The sequence below is a fragment of the Shimia thalassica genome (assembly GCF_001458215.1).
In the GTDB taxonomy this organism is placed as follows: domain Bacteria; phylum Pseudomonadota; class Alphaproteobacteria; order Rhodobacterales; family Rhodobacteraceae; genus Shimia; species Shimia thalassica.
This window is the reverse complement of the sequence record NZ_CYTW01000005.1, coordinates 170,099-187,863: the sequence shown is the minus strand read 5'-3', so window position 1 is coordinate 187,863 and position 17,765 is coordinate 170,099. Positions and strand designations below refer to the sequence as shown.

Genomic DNA, 17,765 nt, shown 5'->3' with positions numbered 1-17,765 from the left:
TTTACGTGCTCCCGGACGCGATCGGACGGACTTTGCCGCTGATCTGATTACCAAAGTATACCCCGAAATTGCCCATACGGCTTTCCGCTGCAAAGCGTTCAAGCATGATGCGCATCGCCGGATCGGCAACGTCCATCAAGGTTGACGTTGTCAATTCGGTGAAAGCGCCGCTTGCAGGCGTGCCACCATGCGACAGGCAATGAAACGAGATGTGCTGATTTTCGCGCGCTTCATCTTCATAAACAGAATAGATAAACCCGGGCTCGGCCAAGACACCGCTGGTCTCGATCAAGCGGGACAGGGCCACGGACGCCCCCTTTTTACCAACTTTGATGTCTGGCAAGGTCAACTGCCCCTGCCCGTCATCCACCAGAAGGATTTTCCCGTCCTGCTCGATCAATGCTGAGACCGTCAGGTTGGCTGCATTGCTCAGTGCCTCGGCCTCGGCTGCGGGGGTCACGTAAGCTCCGCTCGCATATCCAAGACCCGGATGGGCGTTGTGTTCAAAGGCCTCGACCTTGCCAATCATGATCAGGTGGTCACCTGCGTCGACCTGTTTGAACATCGAACAGTCAAACCACGCCGAGACACCTTGGAACACCGGCGCGCCATGTGGGCCTGCCTTCCAATCCACGGCGGCGAACCTGTCGTCAACAGGTCGGGCAAAGGTATTGGAGACGTCTTTTTGACTTTCGGACAGGATGTTGACCGCAAATCCGGAAGCCGCAGAAAACGCGTCATAGTTGCCAGAACTCGTGGCGATGCAGACCAGAACCAAAGGCGGGTCCAGCGATACCGACGTAAAGGAATTGGCCGTGAACCCGATGGGCACCCCTTTTGTATCGTGGGCGGTCACAACCGTGACGCCGGTCATGAAAGACCCAAAGGCGTTGCGCAGCGCGCGCGGATCAATGTCGGTCATGCCATTTTCCTTTCTTCCACCGGAGATGCCAGCCAATGCGCCAATGCGACGTTGACCTGTCCAGGGGCCGTCATGTTCACCATGTGACGCGCCCCCTCAATGATCAAAGCGTGGCCCACAGGCGCGTCACTTGCCATGGCTTTTGCCATGTCAGGTGTAGAATTCGGATCTTCGCCCCCCGTCAGAGCCAGCAAGGGACAAGCGATATCGCGAAACCCGTCGGCATAGGTTGCATCCCCTTCGGCAAAGGCGGCATAGGCGTCGCCATATCCCTTGAGGTCGACCGACGACAGCCAGCCCGAAACCAGATTGCTGGCGGCCTTGTCTGTCTCAGATGTGCCAAACCAGCGTTTCAACGGCGTTTCCAGATCAAACCGCCCGTTTCGGATATCTTCGGCACGTGCCACAACCGCCTCTCGGGCGGCGGAACTGCGGCGAAACACACCATTCAAAAGCGCAACACGCGCGACATTTTCCGGATGGGTCACGGTGTATCCACCCGCGATCAACGCCCCCATCGAATGCCCCGCAAGAGAGACTGATCGCAATTCCAACGCCGACAAGACAGCATGCAACCAATTCACATAATCCGGCAAGGCCGGCGTTCCGGACAAGGGCGCGCTTTGCCCGTGGCCGGGCATGTCCAAGGCGATCACGCGACACTGTGCCGACAATGCCGCAATCTGAGGATCCCACGCGGCGGATTGCATCCCGACGCCATGGATAAGCACCAGCGGATCGCCCTGCCCAACGTCACGATAAGTGACTTGACCGTAGGGGTCAGACAGCTGCAGGGTTGTCGACGTCATGGCCCAACTCCTTGAGGTCCTGATAGCGATCACCAATCCGGTGATGAGGTCGCCCGCCAATTGACGCGCCCAGTGCAATGACGATCTCGTCCGGACCCGGAGCATCAGCAACTGACAACTGGATTGTCAAATAGTGGCTGCGGCGCCCACCGTCGTTTTTGTCCATGAGTGGAATTTGAAGCGGCGCATTGGCCGGCCCGCGCGTGTTGGTAAAGGCCAGATAGGATTTTGCGCCCACGGCCTCGCGGTAGTGATTGCCAAACCGCAGCGTGTGGATCAGGGCCGATGCGTGCTCGACCTCGCCGTTGACACCCACGATGCCCGACTTTCCATACCCTTCGACCGCATCACCGCCACCGGCGGCGTCAAGGATCATACCCGTCAGCATCTCGCCCAGACCGGGGGCGCAGTCATGAATGGCGGGCTTCAGGTCTTCGACAAAGCCCTGCCCCGCCCAAGGGTTTTTGATCACGGCCACCGCTGCAATCATTTTGAGAGGCACCGGCGCGACCTTGCCGCCTTCGATAAGTGTTTCTTCGATATGCAACAGAGTTTTGCGAATTTCGGCGGGCATTGCGGCACCTGTCTGAGTTGTGATTCCAATTGAATATAATATGGTATACCATAATACGGAATGTCAATCACGCTTGTTCGAAACCGGGTGGGCTGTTATCGGAAGAGTTATGAACACATCTGGTCTGAATAGAATCCAAAAGCCGCCACAAACCTTGCGGGATATCGTGCAGGATCAAATGCGCGAGGCGATTATTGCCGGACATTTCAAGCCCGGCGAACGTCTGGTTGAACGCCCCTTGTGCGACCAGCTCGGGGTGAGCCGCACCGTCGTGCGCGAAACCATCCGGTATCTGGAAGCAGAGGGTTTGGTGGATATCCTGCCCGGCAAAGGCCCGATTGTCGCGCAGATGAGCTGGGACGATGCCCGCCAGATTTATGACATTCGACGCATGCTTGAAACCGCGGCAGCGATGACCTGCGCGCGCAACATGACGCCCGACTTAAAAGACCGGTTGCAGGCCGCATTGCAGAACCTGAAAGGCACGCTTGCGACCGACGCCCCGGGGGCCTTGTTTTCGGCCACATCCGAGTTTTATCAGGTCATCTTTGAAGGTGCCGGACATTCCATTGCCTGGGAAGTCGTGCAGCGCCTGAACGGCCGCATCAGCCGGCTGCGCATGATGACCCTGTCCACCAATGACCGCGCCCAGCCCGGCCCCGTGCACATGCAGGCCATTTGTGATGCCATCGTCTCGGGCGATGCCGAAGCGGCCCGAGACGCCATTGCGCGCCATCTGGATGATGCGACCCACATTGCAGAACACCTGCTGTCTCAAAGTGAGGCCGAGCACGGCTGAGCCTCACCTTGATCACCGTCATGTTCCGATCAGAAAGACGGGTTGGGGAACGGATTGCTCCATGCGCGTTTTCCCGACGCATCCAGCACAGTCACCCGCAACCAGGGCGAATTGTAGAACCGGTCCAATGGCACAGAGGCCCGAGTCATCGAATGCCCATGCACGGCACGGGCGCCACTTCCGTGACCTTGCACAATGACCGACACCGCCGAGGTGCAGTCAACATGCACTGCTTTTTTATCCACCGTAAGATTGCGCAGTTCCGGCCCTTGGGTGCTGTAGAATGCCCCGTTTTTCAACGCATCAAGCAAAGCGTCGGGATCATTTTCCGGGGCTTTGACCATCACCCAGCCGCCAAAATGGTCAGGTTCCGTGAAATGGGCGTCGTCGGTGGCGATCAACGTCAGATCGCGCCCTTCGGACAACAAGAGGTCAAGCACATGCGCGCCCCCGCCGCGATCGCATCCCATCTCGCTACCGTGGTTGTAAATCTCAACCGCATGGGCCGCTGTGATGGATCGGGCATCTGCCAGCGTCATACCGGACCAGTGCGGGTGCGCAACCGTGATAAAGGCGCCTGCATCGCGGGCGCGGGCCGCGATCTCGGGGCCGGTTTCCTGATCGTCGACCGGCACGAAGGCCGGAGAATTGGACGGCGCAAAATCAGCGGGCAGCCCCACGGCCAGAATATGCCACAGCTCGCCGTTTTCCATCGCGCCGGAGTGTAGCTCGGCGCCCAACAGGGTCGTGAACCCTTCGCTTCTAAACTCTGACGTATCCAGAAGAGGATACTTGTAGATGCCGATAAAATGGTCTGTGAGCGCGATAAAATCATAGCCCTCGTCCTTGTACCGGCGACATACCTCGGCGGGATCAAGGCACCCGTCTGACAGGTTGGAATGGGTGTGCAGGTTGCCGCGCCAAAAGGAACCGGGCTGTGTGAATGCCGAAAGGGACATCTGAAGTCTCCATGCTGTTTTTGGAACCAATTAGGCGGTTTACACGACGGAATTGTAACGAAACTGTCGTCTTGTTCCACTAGACCATATTCATGAACACAGAGCACCTGAATTTGGCGTTGACGCGTGGCGACTGGCCACTTGCCGCGGCGCTGTTGGCCCCTCTGACCCGTGGTCAGAACGCGCATCCTTCTCTTCTCTATAATCACGGCAAGGTTTTGGTCGAACTTGGACACCACTGCGAGGCGATGCAGCTGTTTCACCGATGTGTCGCAAGGGCACCTGGCCATGCTGCGGCGTGGTTTGAAATGGGGCGCACCGCGTTATCGCTCGAGGATCTGGAAACCGGCTTTGATGCCTTTTCAAAGGTCGTGTCGATGGACAAAACAGACAAGGACGCTGCGCGCAACCTTGGTCGAATTGCAATCCGGCTGGGCCACTGGCAGGCCGCAGAACGCTCATGGTCTCTCTTGAAGGGCGATCCAGAGGCAGAGCTGGCGCTCTATCGTGTTGCCGCCGAAACCCGAAACCCAAAGGCGGCCGAGATGCGCAAATCCCTGCTGGAAACACATCCAGACCGCGCCGCCGTTCTGCGCACATTGGTGCGCGTGTCCAAAGGCGCGATGCCGCTCAACCTTTAAGCCTTGACCAGAACTGTGCGCCGCTTTCAAAGGAAGCACCGTCAAACGTATTAGCCGTGTGAATTGGCGTGTCTGAACCGCTTTCGATAGACACCGCGTTCTGCCCCCAAGGCGGATTGAACCTCGCGATTTCGCGCAATCGCATCCGCGTCCATGTCTGCAACCGTCAAAGATTGCTCTGCGCGGGGGATTGCGAACACCTGAGCAACCGGTGTGCCCTTGGCCAAGGTCCCTTCAAAATCCGGAGCCGTCCAAAGGGCCGGAAAATGAACATAGCCATCCCGAAACAGGTCACAATCCACAATGCCCGAAAGGGTGCGAAACGGAAGCTCTTCACGGTTCAGGGGATGCGTAAACAAAAGAGACATGCCTTTGGGGGCTTCCAAGGTCCAGAAATTCATGAACTTGACCACGGCGTTGGTCTGTAACGTGAAAGGCGCGCCACTGGCCTGTTCCGAGACATGTACCCCAACTGGCGAACGGGTGATCAAGGCATCATCCAGAACAGGCGGGTCCCAATCCCACGCCATTTCCCCACCGCAAACATGCACATCTGTCGCCAACGGGATGAGAACGCCACCGGACAGCGCGTCGATAATCGGCGGACAGTGTTTGAGCGTGCGCACGACCTCGCCCCGAAGAGTTTCGGCGGTCACTTCGGATGGCATCTGGCGCAGCCATTCTGGCAAGGCATCACCGGCAACTGTTGGACGCGGCAACAAGGCCGCGAGTTTTGGATGGCAGCGCGCGGTGATCATGGCTTTGCCTCGCGTCGTGATAAAAAGGTATGCGCCGCCGCAGCAATCACCGTAAGCAAAATGATAACCGTACCAACCGAATTGATCACCGGCGGATGGCCGTTCGGATTTCGGGCCATTGCGCCGATTTCTGTCGCAAAGGTACAGGCGCCCCCTTTGGCAAACATCGTCGTGTTGTAGTTCTCCATCGATGCCATGAAAGCAATGACCGCTGCGGACATCAGCGCAGGAGCAAGATAAGGCAGCGTAAGCCGGCGAAACACCCGAAAGGGCGATGCCCCGAGATCAAGCGCGGCCTCCTCGAGTTCGACCGGCTGACGTTGCAACCGCGCCATCAGGATCAACATTGGATATCCGGCGATAAACGTGGTCTGGGCCATGACAATGGTGAACATCCCTGCATTCACCCCCAATCGCCCCCAAAAGACCAAGGCCGACAATCCCAGCACGATGCCCGGTGCAAGCATCGGAGACAGCAACACCCACCACAGCACGCCGTTGGCACGGCTGCGCCACCGCGTGAGCAATATGGCCCCTGACAGCCCAAGCAACAGGGACAGGGGCACCACGATGGAGGCTATGAACAGAGAATTTCCGAAGCATCCAACAAACCGGTCACGATCAAGCGAACGCAGGATCGGATCCGCCCGCAGGCTGCCTTCTTCCATCCAGAAGAACGCATACCATTTGCCGGTAAACCCATGCCATTCGGTAACCGAAGGCGGGGACATATTGTTGAAAGACGAGACAATCATCAACACCAGCGGTGCGAACATGAAAACCAGAAAGCCGCCGGTATAGATATTGAGAAGGCGTGTAGAGGTCATTGAACTCTCGCAAAATCTTTGAGGCGCGTGCGCATCAGCCACATGAACAGGCCAACGATGACAAAGCAGACTAGCGTATAGGTAAAGCTGTAGGCTGCCCCGACGTTCGAGTTCTCGGATTCGAAGAACTTGTTATAGATCGTCTGGCTGAACCATTCCGATTGCAGGCCGCGGCTGATGATGCGGGGCACCGAAAAGGCACCCGCCGCCAGCATGAAGGTTGCAATACAGCCCACAGCAATGCCCGGTTTGGAATGCGGAATGATGATGCGCCGATGCGTGCGCACCGTCGAAGCGCCCAGATCCTTGGCTGCTTCGATCTGGTTCTTGTCCAGTGTCGACATGACATTGAAAATCGGAAAGACCATGAACAAAACGTATGTATACACAATCACCACAAAGACGGTCGCGGGCATGCGTTTGAACTGGATCGGATCGGCAATCATGCCGAGACCGGTCAGAACACCGTTGAGAAGGCCCTGATTGTCGACAATTGTGGTCCAGGCATAGACCCGCATCAACTCGACAATTGCATAGGGGATGACCAGCCCCATGAACAACCAGACCGCACGCTCGGGCGTTGAGGCCAAGGCGACTTTATACGCGACCGGATAGCACAAAAGCAGCGCAAGGGTTGTCGCCATCAAGGCAAATGAAATCGTGCGGGTGAGCGTGACCAACCCGATCCGTTCATAGATTTGTCCGTCGCGTTCAAACCGCAATCCGATAAGACCATAAAGCTGCTTGGACAGTTTCGCGTCCTCGATATCCTTTTGCGCGGGCGACAAAGGGATCAGACGGGCCGCGAACAATTTGCCAAAGTTGCCTGTTGTGTAAGGAAAGGCCGCCGCCTCGGCCTGTTTCATCTGAAGATAAAGATCATCAGCGATCAGTGCGATTTTCTCGGCGGTTTGCTTTTGGACGGCGATGGGATCAGCGGCCTCAACCGAGAGCGTTTCAACATCATAGGCTTCATCCAGCCACAGCTTTGCAACACTGTCTTCGCGCACCAACTGCTTGTGGGTGCTGGCCCTGTCGCATTGAAGGATATAGGGGCGATTCACCACTTCCGCAGAGGCCTTTGCCTTGGGCCCTGTCATGGTGGATGAGGACGGCACCGCCATCCCCGATGGCGACGGCAAGGCCATGCCGGAGACCGACGGGATGGAAAGACCTGTGTTTGACGCGCCGTTTTCTGCCGGATTGACCGTATAGGCATCCAGAACCGAAACACAGGTGCGCGCATCACGCCTGAGCGACAGCGCAATCGAGCTGTCCAGCTGGCGTTTCGGGGCCGTCGCCGCGCGTTCCAGCATCGTGAGTTGCGGCAAGATGATCAGCACCAAGCCCCACACCAGAACAGCGACGAAAAATACAATCGTCAACGTGCGCCCGAACCCGTTCAAGAGGGACTTCATTACGCGGCCAGCTCCCGTCCAGTGCGGGCCAGCTGGCCCTCGGGCAAAATGATGCCGCCATTGCCTTGAAACCCGACAGAAAGTTCGGCCCCAACGCCAACACCGTCGCCAGTGTTTGTTGTATGCATGACCAATTGCGCGCCTTCGCGGATGGTGATCTCGTAGTTAATGAAGGCCCCTTCCAAGTCGCGACGCATAACCTGTCCGGTGAACTGATTGGTAAGGTGCTGGCCCGGTTGAACCTGTTCCGGGCGCACAAAAAGGATCGCGGCATCACCTGTGGTCAAACCTTTGGGGTTTTTCCCGACAAGCACCCCGGCGACGGTTTCGATCACGGCAAGGCCATCTTCCCTGATCTCGACAATGCGCCCCTTGAATTGGTTCACCTCTCCGACAAATGACGCCACAAAGGCCGTTGCGGGGGCGTTATACACCTCGTCAGGGGCGCCGACCTGTTCGACAACGCCCGCGTTCATCACCGCAATCCGGTCAGACATGGTCAGGGCTTCGCCTTGGTCGTGGGTGATATAGATAAAGGTCACGCCGGTTTTTTTCTGAATGTCACGAAGTTCGGCACGCATGTGTTGCCGCAACTTCAAATCCAGCGCCGACAGCGGTTCGTCCAGCAACAGCACCGATGGTTCAACGGCCAAGGCGCGGGCAATGGCCACGCGTTGACGTTGCCCGCCCGACAACTCCTGTGGCTTCTTGTCCGCCTGATCGCGCAGGGCAACCAGATCCAGCAACTCAAGTGCCTTCTTGCGACGCTCCGCTTTGGATGCGCCCCGCGCCTCAAGACCAAACGCCACGTTTTCCCAAACCGACATGAGAGGGAACAGCGCAAGGTTTTGAAAGATCAACGCCGTGGGGCGCGTATTCGGACCGATACCCTGTTGATCGTCCCCGCCAATCAGAACCTTTCCCTGACTGGGATCGACGAAACCGGATACGGCCCGCAAAATGGTGGTTTTCCCACATCCGGACGGGCCGAGTATCGAAAAGAACTCGCCTGCTTCTACTTTCAGATTGGTGGGATGAACCGCTGTAAACCCGTTCGGGTAGGTGATGGCGACCCCATCCAGCGTAACGTCTTTGCCGTGCATTGCATGCCTCTTGGAACTCATGCGGCGTCTCTAGCGATCCGGTGTGACAGTAAGATGATAACCACAGGGCGTGGTTTGAAAAAACTTCTGGAGTTCCGTCCGTGACAAACGAAGCCTTGCTTATGTGACTGTCGTCAAACGAAAATAAGGCGGCCTCGGGGGAGAGGCCGCCCTGTCTTCATGAAAAGCGCTTTAACTATGCGTTTGTAATAATCTCGACGAATTCGTTGCGGATCGGCGCAAAGAAAGGCGTGTCCGCTTGCCACCACCACATGTTGCCCAGAACCTCTGGCGTGTAGACGTCATTGAACTGTTTCTTGAAATCGTCTGATGCGTAATCCGCAGCACCTGCCACCGCCGAGTTATACCCGGTGTTGTTGGCGAACATGCCGCCGACTTCTGGCTGAAGAACAAAGTTCACAAAGGCCTCGGCCTGTTCGCGGTTGGCGGCCTGCTTGAGAATGCCGACCGAGTCGAGCCATGTGATGATGCCTTCTTTTGGAGCGCGATAAACAAAGTCATTGTTTTCACGGTTCAGCAGCAAACCTGTCGTGTCCCAGGTCTGGCCGATGACACAGCCGGATTCTTTGAAGGCCGCGGTCGCTTCAGTGGCGTTGTTCCAGAAGGCACCGAAGTTTTCTTTGCGCTCGATGATGAACTTGGCAACTTCGCTCCAGACGCGGCGTGCGTCGTCTTCGGATTTATAGACATCCAGCATGCGATTTGACGGAACAGCACCGATCGCATCGAGATACAGGCCTGTGCCCATGATGACAGATTTCTGGCGGAACGCGGCAGCACCGGCCACTTCGGGACGCCACAGGTCCCCAAACGAAAGGTCCGCGTCCGAGATATTCAGCTTGCCACGGTTCAAAGTCAGGCCTTCTGTGCCCCAGTTGAAAGGCAACAGGATCTGCGCGCCGTTGTGCATGCCACCCAAAGTCGCCGAGTCCCGCAGGAACGACGGGATCACGTTGCCCGAATTGACGCTGTCGGACACTTCGGCAAAGAAGCTGTCGCCATTGTCATCAATATAGCCGGCCGAGTTGGTGATCGACGGGAACACAACGTCAAACCCTTTGCCGCCGTTGGCACGCACGGTGGATTCTGCTTCGTCGTTGGACCCATAGGTGGTCAGTTCCAGCTTGATACCGGTATCGGCTTCGAACTTTTCGGCGATATTCGGCTGGATATAGTCCTGCCATGCAAAGACTTTGACGCTGCCGGATGAGGCCAGAGCATCAGTGGCGCGCAGGATCATAGGTGCGGCCAATGCGGCGGCCCCCAGTTTCAGGGCAGAACGACGGGTGATTGTCATGGTCAGAACCTCTTGGGATATTGATGAACCAGTGTTTGTCCCGCCGATCGTTAGGGACGCACTGAGTCAGAGGTGTGACCAGTCGATAAAGGTTTTGTAACGCCAAGAGGACGTCTTTGTTACAACGCCGGCTTTCGGAATTACCCGTGAAAACCCGAAATGCGGGCGCGGCAAAGATCCCGAATTTCCTCAAGAAGCCGCGCGTATTCCGGAGTGTCCAGAGCCGCATAGTGGAAGTTTTTCATCAGGCCTGTCAGCTGGGTAAAGAACTGACGCACTTCGGCTTTCTCGGAAAACTCAGGGTGCGCACTGCACACCTCGTAGACCAGCCCAAAGGTCAGCTTTTGGCGCTCCATCGGTACGGTGGCGTCGACTTTGTCAAAGGCATCCTGCTGGAGGTACACCATATCAAGGAACAAGGCCGCTTGCTGCGTGATGAAATCCTCGAGCGTGACCCCCTCTTCGCCGGTGACTTGCATCATCTGCGAAATCTGTTCGCCCCGTTCCAGCAAAGCCTGCATTTCCTTGACGCGCCCGACCCAGCCCGGCTGAATCTGGCGTTCATACCAGTCAGACAGCTGATCCTGATAACGCGACCAGCTGAGAAGCGGGTCCACTGCGGGGTAAAACCGTTTGTAGGCCCGCTCGGATGACAGCCCGAGAAAGCATTTGACGGTCGAAAGCGTGGATTGAGTGACAGGTTCGTCGAAATTGCCCCCCGCAGGCGACACTGTTCCAATCAATGTAAGGCTGCCCATATCCCCGTCATTGCACTGAATGACACCTGCGCGCTCATAAAGCCCTTTGATCGAGCTTTCCAAATATGCGGGAAAGCCTTCTTCGCCCGGAATTTCTTCGAGTTTGCCGGAAGTTTCACGCATGGCTTGGGCCCAGCGCGAGGTGCTGTCGGCAATAAGAAGAACGTTCAGCCCCATCTGGCGATAGTATTCACCCAGCGTGATCCCCGTAAAGATCGAGGCTTCGCGTGCGGCCACCGGCATGGATGATGTGTTACAGATGATGATCGTGCGATCCATCAGGCTTCCGCCGGATATCGGGTCCGTCATCTTGGGAAACTCATTGATGGTTTCCACAACTTCACCGGCCCGTTCACCACATGCCACAACAATCACAACGTCCACTTTTGCGTTCCGCGCAATCAGGTTTTGCAACACGGTTTTCCCCGCGCCAAACGGGCCGGGAATACAGGCGGTCCCGCCCCGTGCGATCGGGAAAAACGTGTCGATCAGACGCTGCGATGTCAAAACCGGCTCGTCCGGATAGGTGCGTTGCGACAAGGCACGTTTGAGCAGATGAAGCGGCAGGGACCGGCGGACCGGCCATCGTTGAGACAACGTCAGAGGGTGCTCTCCTCCGTTTTCATCCTCAAGCCGGGCCACGACATCATGCACCTGTGCGGCGCCTTCCTGAATCCAGACAACGCGGTAGGTGCCGGGCCAGTTAAAGGGAACCATGATCTTGTGCACAAACCGCCCTTCAGGAACCGAACCGATGCTGTCGCCGGCACGAACGGTATCCCCGACTTTGATCTTGGGAGAAAAGGACCATTTTGCCTGTTGATCAATGGCAGGCACATCAACCCCGCGCGGCAGAAAGGTCCCGTATCCGGCGGCCACTTTTGGCAAGGGGGATTGCAGCCCATCATAGACCTGTCCCAAAAGGCCCGGCCCCAGCTCGACAGACAGCATCAGCCCTGTTTGTTCCACACCGTCCCCGACGGCCACACCAGCAGTGCTTTCATACACCTGAACATCGGCGGTATCGCCTCTGACCAGCAAAATCTCGGCCTTGAGACGCTCTTGGCGGCCGGACACACCCAGCTTGGACGGCAGGATATACACCACCTCGTTTTTCACCAGATGTCCGGGTGCGCCGTCCGATTGGGGCAGCGCCTGAATTCTGACGAGGTCTTCCTGAACAGTGACCACGCGTGCGGTGACGGTCTGGGTCGGGTCGGTGGGGGCATTCATGCGGGCTCTCCCTCAAAACGGATATCGCCCAGTTGCGCCATTGCGGCGTGGGCAAGAAATTCAAAACGGCGGGCTGCAGCCGAAGCATCACTTTGGGCCCAGCGGTCAAAGATGTTCCAGATCAGCACGTAGATGGCCACCGCTTCGAAATCGAACTGGTGACGGGCAGCGTGGCGTTTCAACATCAGATAACTTGTGTCCAAAAGGTGCCGCTCAAGCGCGAGAGGATCATCACTTTCGATCAGGCGCTGTGCCTCTTTCAACCAAGGCAGCGCAGCTCCAAGACCAAAGCAGGACTCGGCCCAATGTGCGGGAATATGGCGGGCCCAGCGCCCGAAGCCAAACGCACCCGCCGGAGGGGCAAGCCCGTCACGTCGCAATCGCAAGGCTGACATGGCGGTGCGCATCTCCATCCGTTCGTGCACAATTTTACGCAGCGCAGGCTGCCGGATCACCTTTAGGGCGTCACGCACCCGTTTGAGTGCCACGGCGTCCGTAATATCGACCGCATATTCATTCCAGCTCAGAACATGCTCGAGACGGGCAAGCACCTCGGCATCCGCAACCGTCAGCGCCTTGAGGCGGCTGTCCAGCCGCAAGCGTGACAACGGGGGCTTCTTGGCAATGAACAGCCGTTCGGAATTGGGCAGGCTGCACACCAAAGCGGTGTATGCGTCGCGGTCGGACATCTTAACGGATCACACCATCCAAAACGGCTTGGAACCGGGGTTGCAGGTGTTCCAGCAAAACCGACCCAACCGCCGCATCTGACAGGTCAAGAACAACGCCCTCGCCGTCAGACCGCATGCGGATGCCTTCTTTCAGATCATCCGCCACATGCAGTGTCACGTCTTCGCGCAGCATCTCTGCCGTGAGGCCCAGTACATATTTGGTCAGCTTGCCGTGCTGGATATCATCCGCGTTCTTTTTGATGTCTTCCTGCGTGGCTGCTTTTTCCGGAAGGATCACGTCAATTTTGCCTTCAAGGTCCGCTTGGCGGGCCGTGGTCCCGACCACTTCGAGGATCAGTTGGCGCATCAACTCCGGATCGGCCATTTCCTGTGTGACAAGGCGTTGGACATCCGCCGCAAAGCGCCGGGTCAGTTCGCTTTTCATCGACAGAACAGCATCGCGCATCGCGGTGTTGAGCGCCTCTTCTCCGGCTTTGACATAGTTGTCGGCATCGGTGTGGGCCTTGCGCAAATAGCCGGTCGCCTCTTTCTTGGCTTCTGCCACGATCCGCGCGGCTTCTGCTTCGGCTTCGGCCTGCAGGCGTTCCGCCTCTTGGCGCCCTGCCGCGATACCGTCGTTGCGCAGCTTATCAATCAGCTCGTCAACACCGTGTGAAACAATGCCTTGCTTTGTCATCCGCTGATCCCCCCGCTGATGACAAGCGCAAAGACAAAGGCAAACACGCCGAAGCCTTCAATGATTGCGGCGGGTGCCAAGGCCAATCCGAAGATTTCGGGCTTTTCCTTGGCGGCATTGATCGCAGACGCACAGGCGCGCCCCTGCCAGATGCCGCAATACAACATCGCAATTCCGGCGAGGATTCCCACGCCGAACAAACCGGGCGAATTTTCCGGCGTCACCTCGCGGTTCAGCGTGAACATGATGACGATCCCGTAGATCACGAAAGTAGACGGAAAGGCCGATATCCCGACAAAACGACCGTACCCGCCATCGGTTTCCGTCATCGCGCCGATACTCGCCTGTCCCGCGATGGCACAGCCAATTGCCGAAGCCACGGCCCCAAGAGCCATAGGCGCATATATTCCAAGCCATCCAAGGGCCATAACAAGTTCATTCATTCCTGAAGCTCCTTGCGGGTGAGCGGTCGGAAGGCGACGCCTTCGTCGGGCAAACCCCATTTGTAAAATTCGATGTAATTAAGGCGCAAGCCATGCACGACGCCGCTCATCAGGGCGAGGCCGAAGTTAAGTGCATGGCCAACAAGCAAGATGAGCAATCCGAACAGCATCCCCGGCCCTTCCAACGCCTGCATCACGCCAAAGGCCAGATCATTGAACGTGATCGCCAGCGATGCCGAGGCCAGCCCAAGTGCGAACAGCCGCATGTAGCTCAGCACATCGCCAAAGGCGCCCATCGCGCCGCTGACGCCTTGGGCACCGTCGAGCATCCGCCACAACCAGTCCGTTGGTTTCTGAATGGGGCGGTCGCTGGAAAAAACAAAGATCGTCGCCAGCCCTGCCCCCAATACGGCAACGGGAACGGCTGTCGCCTGTTCTGCGACGCTTGCCCGCCACAGGAAAAGCCCGCCCAACAAGGACGCGATCCAGCCAAGGTTGGCGATGGCATGGCGCGTGCCCCACGCCGCCCGCGCCGCCAGAGCATTGGCAATCACAAGGTGCAGCACCCCGATAACAATAGACAGCAGCATCATCGCGCCAAAGTCGTTCAAATCAAGAATTTGAAGCTTGCCCCAAACACTGGTTTGATCCGGTGACACACCAAAATAGCTACCAACCAGAACACCATATGCGACAGTCCCCAAAGCAATCCCGAGGCCCAGCCGGCGCCAGGACCGGCGCGCTGCAGTGTTCCCGAGTCCCTTCCAGCCCAGACCAAGCCCGGCAAGAATAACTAGGCCGTAGCCCGCATCCGCCACAATCATTGCAAAGAAAATGGCAAATGACAGTGTCAACATCACGGTTGGATCCCAACCACGTGCGCTTGGCACCTGATAGAACATGGCAAGGTCGACCCCTGCACTGCGGCTGTCCGGTTGCTCAAGCAGGGTTGGCGGCAATTCATCGACGCGGGGCTCTTCGATGGTCGCGGCCAGTTTTCGGGATTTGGCACCTGCCAATACAGCCTCAATCCGATCCGAAAGCACCCAGCCCTGAACCGCAAAAAGGTGATCTTCTTCCAAGACCTTCTGTTCTGCGTGGGCGAGTTCGGCCTTGGTTTCGGCTTCGGACAGGTTTTTACGCATCAAATCAAGATAGCGGGTAGAGGCCAACCGCTCGGCCTCTAACGCTTCGAGGGCAATTTCCGTATCTTCGAGCTGTTCTTCTAGCTGCTTGATAGGCAGCGCACCCGTATGCGTGCGCGCCACCGGAAGAACATCATCGTCCGGCTCGTCCAAAGCAATCAACACAACATACAGAAACCGGTGATCCGTCCCCAAGATGGACCAAGGCAAAGCGACCTGTTCCAGCGCCTTGCGGTGCTTCACCGGCAGGCGGTAGAACCAAAGCCGGTTTCCGGCAAGGTCCTCGTGCGGTGGAAATTCCAGATCCCCCCAAGGACGCACCGCGCGGATGCGATGCACCAGAAAATCCCGACGATCCCGCATTTCGCGCATCCGGTGGGACAGGTCCAAGACCTCGGCCACGAACCGTGTCATATCAAAGCCGGGATCGCGCTGCACCTGCCGGCGTGGCGTGCCGACTTCGGCCAGAAACCGCAAGGCGGTATAGGCATCCTTGGCATCACGCGACTGAACATGTTCGGGGGCATCCGGCAAAGGGGCAAGCGGCACCAGATGCATACAGCCCAACTCTTGCAGGAACACCATCGTCTCGGTGCGGGCAGTGGCATCACCGAACAGGGTCACTTTCTTGAGAGATGCAACCGTCATGCGACCGTTCTCTTTCGTTTGGAGAGCTTGGACCTCACAACCGCCTGAATCTGTTCATCATTCAGGTAAATCCGGATGCGTTTGATGTTGGCTTGTGTCTGAGGGATCAGCACTTTTTCAAACAGGTTGACCCGTTGCGTTATCGTATCGACCGCCTTTTCAAACAGCCGCACACGTTCTTCGGCAACGCTGACCCGCAGCCGGGTTTCGATCACGTCTTTCAAAAGCCGCGCGAGGTTATCAACCCAGTGGGGCTTGGCCATGGGGGAATACGGGCGCACCGTGACATGCACACCGGCAAGCTGGGGCACCTTGACGCCAACCACGTTCACTTCGGTCAGATCGTAGGTATCCAGTTCGACCAGCCCCTCAAGATCAATGCCTTCTTGCGCCAACATAGGAAGCCGTTCTCCGACCTGTTGAACCAATTCGTCGACTTCCGTTCGCAGAGCTTTCGCCTCGGTACGGGCACGCGCGCGCTCTGCCATAAGCTGTTGACGCTTCAGGTCGAGCGACGGCAGAAAGCGCTTGTAGCTTTGAAGCTGCGTCACCTGACGCGCCAATGAGGATTTATTCAGCTGCAGCCGTGCCATGGGTTTCTTTGGGAAAATATTTGTCGACAAGCGACTGTTTCATCAGAAGTTGTTCCGCTTCAAAACACTCGGCCAGTGTTTCCCAGCCAAGATCCAAAGCGTCCTCAAGCGGCATAGACACGTCCAGACGCATAAAACGGTCACGGAACAGGTCGCCAAACTTTAGCAATTGAAGATCATAGTCCGACAACTCGAACGCCATAGCCTGTTTTTGGGCAGCATCGCGCGACTCGGAGTAGAAACGGATCATGGTATTCATGATCTGGCTGTGATCCTCGCGCGTGGTTTTGCCGATGACGTTTTGTTTGAGACGAGACAGGCTTCCAAACGGATCAAGCATTCCGGAATGCAGATAGAACTGGCCTTCGGTGATGTATCCGGTGTTGTCAGGCACGGGATGGGTGACATCGTTACCGGGCATCGTTGTCACCGCCAAAATGGTCACAGATCCGCCCTTGGCAAAGTCACACGCCTTTTCGTACCGTCGCGCAAGTTGGGAATAAAGATCGCCCATATACCCGCGGTTCGATGGCACGCGTTCCTGACTGATCCCCACCTCTTTCATCGCATCGGCATAGGCCGTCATGTCCGTCATCGCGACCAGTACGCGCTTGCCCTCTTCCACTGCGAATTTTTCGGCAACGGCAAGCACCATATCCGGCACAAGAAGCCGCTCGACCAATGGATCCATCGCCTGATTGACAAACATCACGGTGCGCGAAAACACGCCTGCATCTTCAAACGCTTTTCGGAAAGTATAGAAGTCGTCAAAAATCAACCCAAGGCCGCCAAAGACCACGATGTCAGCATCGGCCTGAATGGCGATACGGGACAAGAACGCGTTGAAAGGCTCGCCCGAGACCGAAAAGATCGGGATTTTCTGGCTCTCTACCAGCGTGTTGAAAACGTCTATCATCGGCACATCCGTGCGGATCATACGGCTTGGAACCGACCGCTCAATAGGGTTCACTGACGGGCCGCCAATGCTCACGCGGGGCTCGGCGGCAAGGTCAGGGCCACCGTCGATGGTTTCACCCGCACCGTTAAATACGCGCCCGAGGATATTACCGGAATAAGGCACCTGCATGGGGTGCCCCAGAAAGGTTGCCGTTGCTTCGGTCGAAATGCCTTTGGTGCCGGAATAGACCTGAAGCGTGACCACGTCATGATCAATGAAAATGATCTGAGCGAGCGATTTTGAACCGTCCACAGCCGAGATCACGGCAAGGTCGCCAAACCGGACGGCAACGGCGCTGTCTTCTCCCGGCGGCACCCGTACCTTGAGGGTATCGCCGACGATTTCGAGAACACGGGTATATCTTAACAAAGTTTGCGACATGGCAGGTCCCTGTCACCACAGAATTGGTCCTGCGCCTTCGCGCGCAGAAGCGAGTCGAAAAGGTCTCAACCCCGAGTCTAACGTTGCGCTGCGGTTACACAAGAGAGATC

18 protein-coding genes are annotated in these 17,765 nt (G+C 57.2%); 2 read left to right on the top strand and 16 right to left on the bottom strand.

All coding sequences use genetic code 11. The features are described 5' to 3' along the window. Window position 1: 1 nt before the first annotated feature. The 3 genes from PH7735_RS21200 to PH7735_RS17725 are packed head-to-tail and all read right to left on the bottom strand — an operon-like array spanning window position 2 to window position 2,305. Window positions 2-922 (bottom strand): flavin reductase family protein, encoded by a 921-nt coding sequence (locus tag PH7735_RS21200; protein ID WP_058312763.1) that lies wholly within the window; start codon window positions 920-922, stop codon window positions 2-4. Continuing rightward, window positions 919-1,731, bottom strand: a complete 813-nt coding sequence (locus PH7735_RS17730; RefSeq protein WP_058312762.1) for an alpha/beta fold hydrolase — start codon at window positions 1,729-1,731, stop codon at window positions 919-921. The genes PH7735_RS21200 and PH7735_RS17730 overlap by 4 nt, the downstream gene beginning before the upstream one ends. Then, window positions 1,703-2,305, bottom strand: a complete 603-nt coding sequence (locus PH7735_RS17725; RefSeq protein ID WP_058312761.1) for an amino acid synthesis family protein — start codon at window positions 2,303-2,305, stop codon at window positions 1,703-1,705. The genes PH7735_RS17730 and PH7735_RS17725 overlap by 29 nt, the downstream gene beginning before the upstream one ends. A gap of 109 nt (window positions 2,306-2,414) precedes the next feature. Between PH7735_RS17725 and PH7735_RS17720 the strand changes: the two genes are divergently transcribed. Further along, a complete protein-coding gene (locus tag PH7735_RS17720; protein ID WP_058312760.1) occupies window positions 2,415-3,104 on the top strand; it encodes a GntR family transcriptional regulator in 690 nt (229 codons plus the stop codon). Between the two features lie 29 nt (window positions 3,105-3,133). On the opposite strand, the gene PH7735_RS17715 is transcribed toward PH7735_RS17720, so the two are convergent. Further along, window positions 3,134-4,063: a PHP domain-containing protein gene (locus PH7735_RS17715; protein WP_058312759.1), complete on the bottom strand. Its 930-nt coding sequence runs from the start codon at window positions 4,061-4,063 to the stop codon at window positions 3,134-3,136. Window positions 4,064-4,155: 92 nt separating this feature from the next. Between PH7735_RS17715 and PH7735_RS17710 the strand changes: the two genes are divergently transcribed. Further along, window positions 4,156-4,704, top strand: a complete 549-nt coding sequence (locus PH7735_RS17710) for a tetratricopeptide repeat protein (RefSeq protein WP_058312758.1) — start codon at window positions 4,156-4,158, stop codon at window positions 4,702-4,704. A 50-nt stretch (window positions 4,705-4,754) separates the two neighbouring features. On the opposite strand, the gene PH7735_RS17705 is transcribed toward PH7735_RS17710, so the two are convergent. The 12 genes from PH7735_RS17705 to PH7735_RS17650 form a co-directional block, all read right to left on the bottom strand. Beyond that, a complete protein-coding gene (locus PH7735_RS17705; RefSeq protein ID WP_058312757.1) occupies window positions 4,755-5,462 on the bottom strand; it encodes a hypothetical protein in 708 nt (235 codons plus the stop codon). Continuing rightward, a complete protein-coding gene (locus PH7735_RS17700; protein WP_058312756.1) occupies window positions 5,459-6,289 on the bottom strand; it encodes an ABC transporter permease in 831 nt (276 codons plus the stop codon). The genes PH7735_RS17705 and PH7735_RS17700 overlap by 4 nt, the downstream gene beginning before the upstream one ends. Continuing rightward, on the bottom strand, window positions 6,286-7,707 hold the full coding sequence (locus PH7735_RS17695; RefSeq protein WP_058312755.1) for an ABC transporter permease: 1,422 nt from the start codon (window positions 7,705-7,707) through the stop codon (window positions 6,286-6,288). Before PH7735_RS17695 ends, PH7735_RS17700 begins: the two co-directional genes overlap by 4 nt. After that, window positions 7,707-8,831 (bottom strand): ABC transporter ATP-binding protein, encoded by a 1,125-nt coding sequence (locus tag PH7735_RS17690; RefSeq protein ID WP_233488348.1) that lies wholly within the window; start codon window positions 8,829-8,831, stop codon window positions 7,707-7,709. The genes PH7735_RS17695 and PH7735_RS17690 overlap by 1 nt, the downstream gene beginning before the upstream one ends. Before the next feature lie 175 nt (window positions 8,832-9,006). Continuing rightward, window positions 9,007-10,128, bottom strand: a complete 1,122-nt coding sequence (locus tag PH7735_RS17685; protein WP_058312753.1) for an extracellular solute-binding protein — start codon at window positions 10,126-10,128, stop codon at window positions 9,007-9,009. 140 nt (window positions 10,129-10,268) lie between these two features. Next, window positions 10,269-12,119: a V-type ATP synthase subunit A gene (locus PH7735_RS17680; RefSeq protein WP_058312752.1), complete on the bottom strand. Its 1,851-nt coding sequence runs from the start codon at window positions 12,117-12,119 to the stop codon at window positions 10,269-10,271. Further along, window positions 12,116-12,808 carry a hypothetical protein gene (locus PH7735_RS17675; RefSeq protein WP_058312751.1) on the bottom strand — a complete coding sequence of 231 codons (693 nt, stop codon included), beginning with the start codon at window positions 12,806-12,808 and terminating at the stop codon, window positions 12,116-12,118. Before PH7735_RS17675 ends, PH7735_RS17680 begins: the two co-directional genes overlap by 4 nt. A gap of 1 nt (window position 12,809) precedes the next feature. Next, window positions 12,810-13,487 (bottom strand): hypothetical protein, encoded by a 678-nt coding sequence (locus PH7735_RS17670; protein ID WP_058312750.1) that lies wholly within the window; start codon window positions 13,485-13,487, stop codon window positions 12,810-12,812. Further along, window positions 13,484-13,930, bottom strand: coding sequence for an ATP synthase subunit C (locus tag PH7735_RS17665; protein WP_058312749.1), 447 nt, complete (start codon window positions 13,928-13,930; stop codon window positions 13,484-13,486). The genes PH7735_RS17670 and PH7735_RS17665 overlap by 4 nt, the downstream gene beginning before the upstream one ends. After that, window positions 13,927-15,723 carry a V-type ATP synthase subunit I gene (locus PH7735_RS17660; RefSeq protein WP_058312748.1) on the bottom strand — a complete coding sequence of 599 codons (1,797 nt, stop codon included), beginning with the start codon at window positions 15,721-15,723 and terminating at the stop codon, window positions 13,927-13,929. The genes PH7735_RS17665 and PH7735_RS17660 overlap by 4 nt, the downstream gene beginning before the upstream one ends. Beyond that, entirely contained in the window at window positions 15,720-16,316 is a 597-nt protein-coding gene (locus PH7735_RS17655; protein ID WP_058312747.1) for a V-type ATP synthase subunit D, read from the bottom strand. Before PH7735_RS17655 ends, PH7735_RS17660 begins: the two co-directional genes overlap by 4 nt. After that, window positions 16,294-17,655, bottom strand: coding sequence for a V-type ATP synthase subunit B (locus PH7735_RS17650; RefSeq protein ID WP_058312746.1), 1,362 nt, complete (start codon window positions 17,653-17,655; stop codon window positions 16,294-16,296). The genes PH7735_RS17655 and PH7735_RS17650 overlap by 23 nt, the downstream gene beginning before the upstream one ends. Window positions 17,656-17,765: the final 110 nt, after the last annotated feature.

Bases quoted from the DNA above. Each gene is read 5' to 3' on its own strand.
- PH7735_RS17660 (WP_058312748.1), bottom strand. From the start codon at position 15,723: ATGACGGTTGCATCTCTCAAGAAAGTGACCCTGTTCGGTGATGCCACT.
- PH7735_RS17730 (WP_058312762.1), bottom strand. From the start codon at position 1,731: ATGACGTCGACAACCCTGCAGCTGTCTGACCCCTACGGTCAAGTCACT.
- PH7735_RS17700 (WP_058312756.1), bottom strand. From the start codon at position 6,289: ATGACCTCTACACGCCTTCTCAATATCTATACCGGCGGCTTTCTGGTT.
- PH7735_RS17675 (WP_058312751.1), bottom strand. From the start codon at position 12,808: ATGTCCGACCGCGACGCATACACCGCTTTGGTGTGCAGCCTGCCCAAT.
- PH7735_RS17695 (WP_058312755.1), bottom strand. From the start codon at position 7,707: ATGAAGTCCCTCTTGAACGGGTTCGGGCGCACGTTGACGATTGTATTT.
- PH7735_RS21200 (WP_058312763.1), bottom strand. From the start codon at position 922: ATGACCGACATTGATCCGCGCGCGCTGCGCAACGCCTTTGGGTCTTTC.
- PH7735_RS17690 (WP_233488348.1), bottom strand. From the start codon at position 8,831: ATGAGTTCCAAGAGGCATGCAATGCACGGCAAAGACGTTACGCTGGAT.
- PH7735_RS17710 (WP_058312758.1), top strand. From the start codon at position 4,156: ATGAACACAGAGCACCTGAATTTGGCGTTGACGCGTGGCGACTGGCCA.
- PH7735_RS17680 (WP_058312752.1), bottom strand. From the start codon at position 12,119: ATGAATGCCCCCACCGACCCGACCCAGACCGTCACCGCACGCGTGGTC.
- PH7735_RS17685 (WP_058312753.1), bottom strand. From the start codon at position 10,128: ATGACAATCACCCGTCGTTCTGCCCTGAAACTGGGGGCCGCCGCATTG.
- PH7735_RS17670 (WP_058312750.1), bottom strand. From the start codon at position 13,487: ATGACAAAGCAAGGCATTGTTTCACACGGTGTTGACGAGCTGATTGAT.
- PH7735_RS17665 (WP_058312749.1), bottom strand. From the start codon at position 13,930: ATGAATGAACTTGTTATGGCCCTTGGATGGCTTGGAATATATGCGCCT.
- PH7735_RS17725 (WP_058312761.1), bottom strand. From the start codon at position 2,305: ATGCCCGCCGAAATTCGCAAAACTCTGTTGCATATCGAAGAAACACTT.
- PH7735_RS17650 (WP_058312746.1), bottom strand. From the start codon at position 17,655: ATGTCGCAAACTTTGTTAAGATATACCCGTGTTCTCGAAATCGTCGGC.
- PH7735_RS17705 (WP_058312757.1), bottom strand. From the start codon at position 5,462: ATGATCACCGCGCGCTGCCATCCAAAACTCGCGGCCTTGTTGCCGCGT.
- PH7735_RS17720 (WP_058312760.1), top strand. From the start codon at position 2,415: ATGAACACATCTGGTCTGAATAGAATCCAAAAGCCGCCACAAACCTTG.
- PH7735_RS17715 (WP_058312759.1), bottom strand. From the start codon at position 4,063: ATGTCCCTTTCGGCATTCACACAGCCCGGTTCCTTTTGGCGCGGCAAC.
- PH7735_RS17655 (WP_058312747.1), bottom strand. From the start codon at position 16,316: ATGGCACGGCTGCAGCTGAATAAATCCTCATTGGCGCGTCAGGTGACG.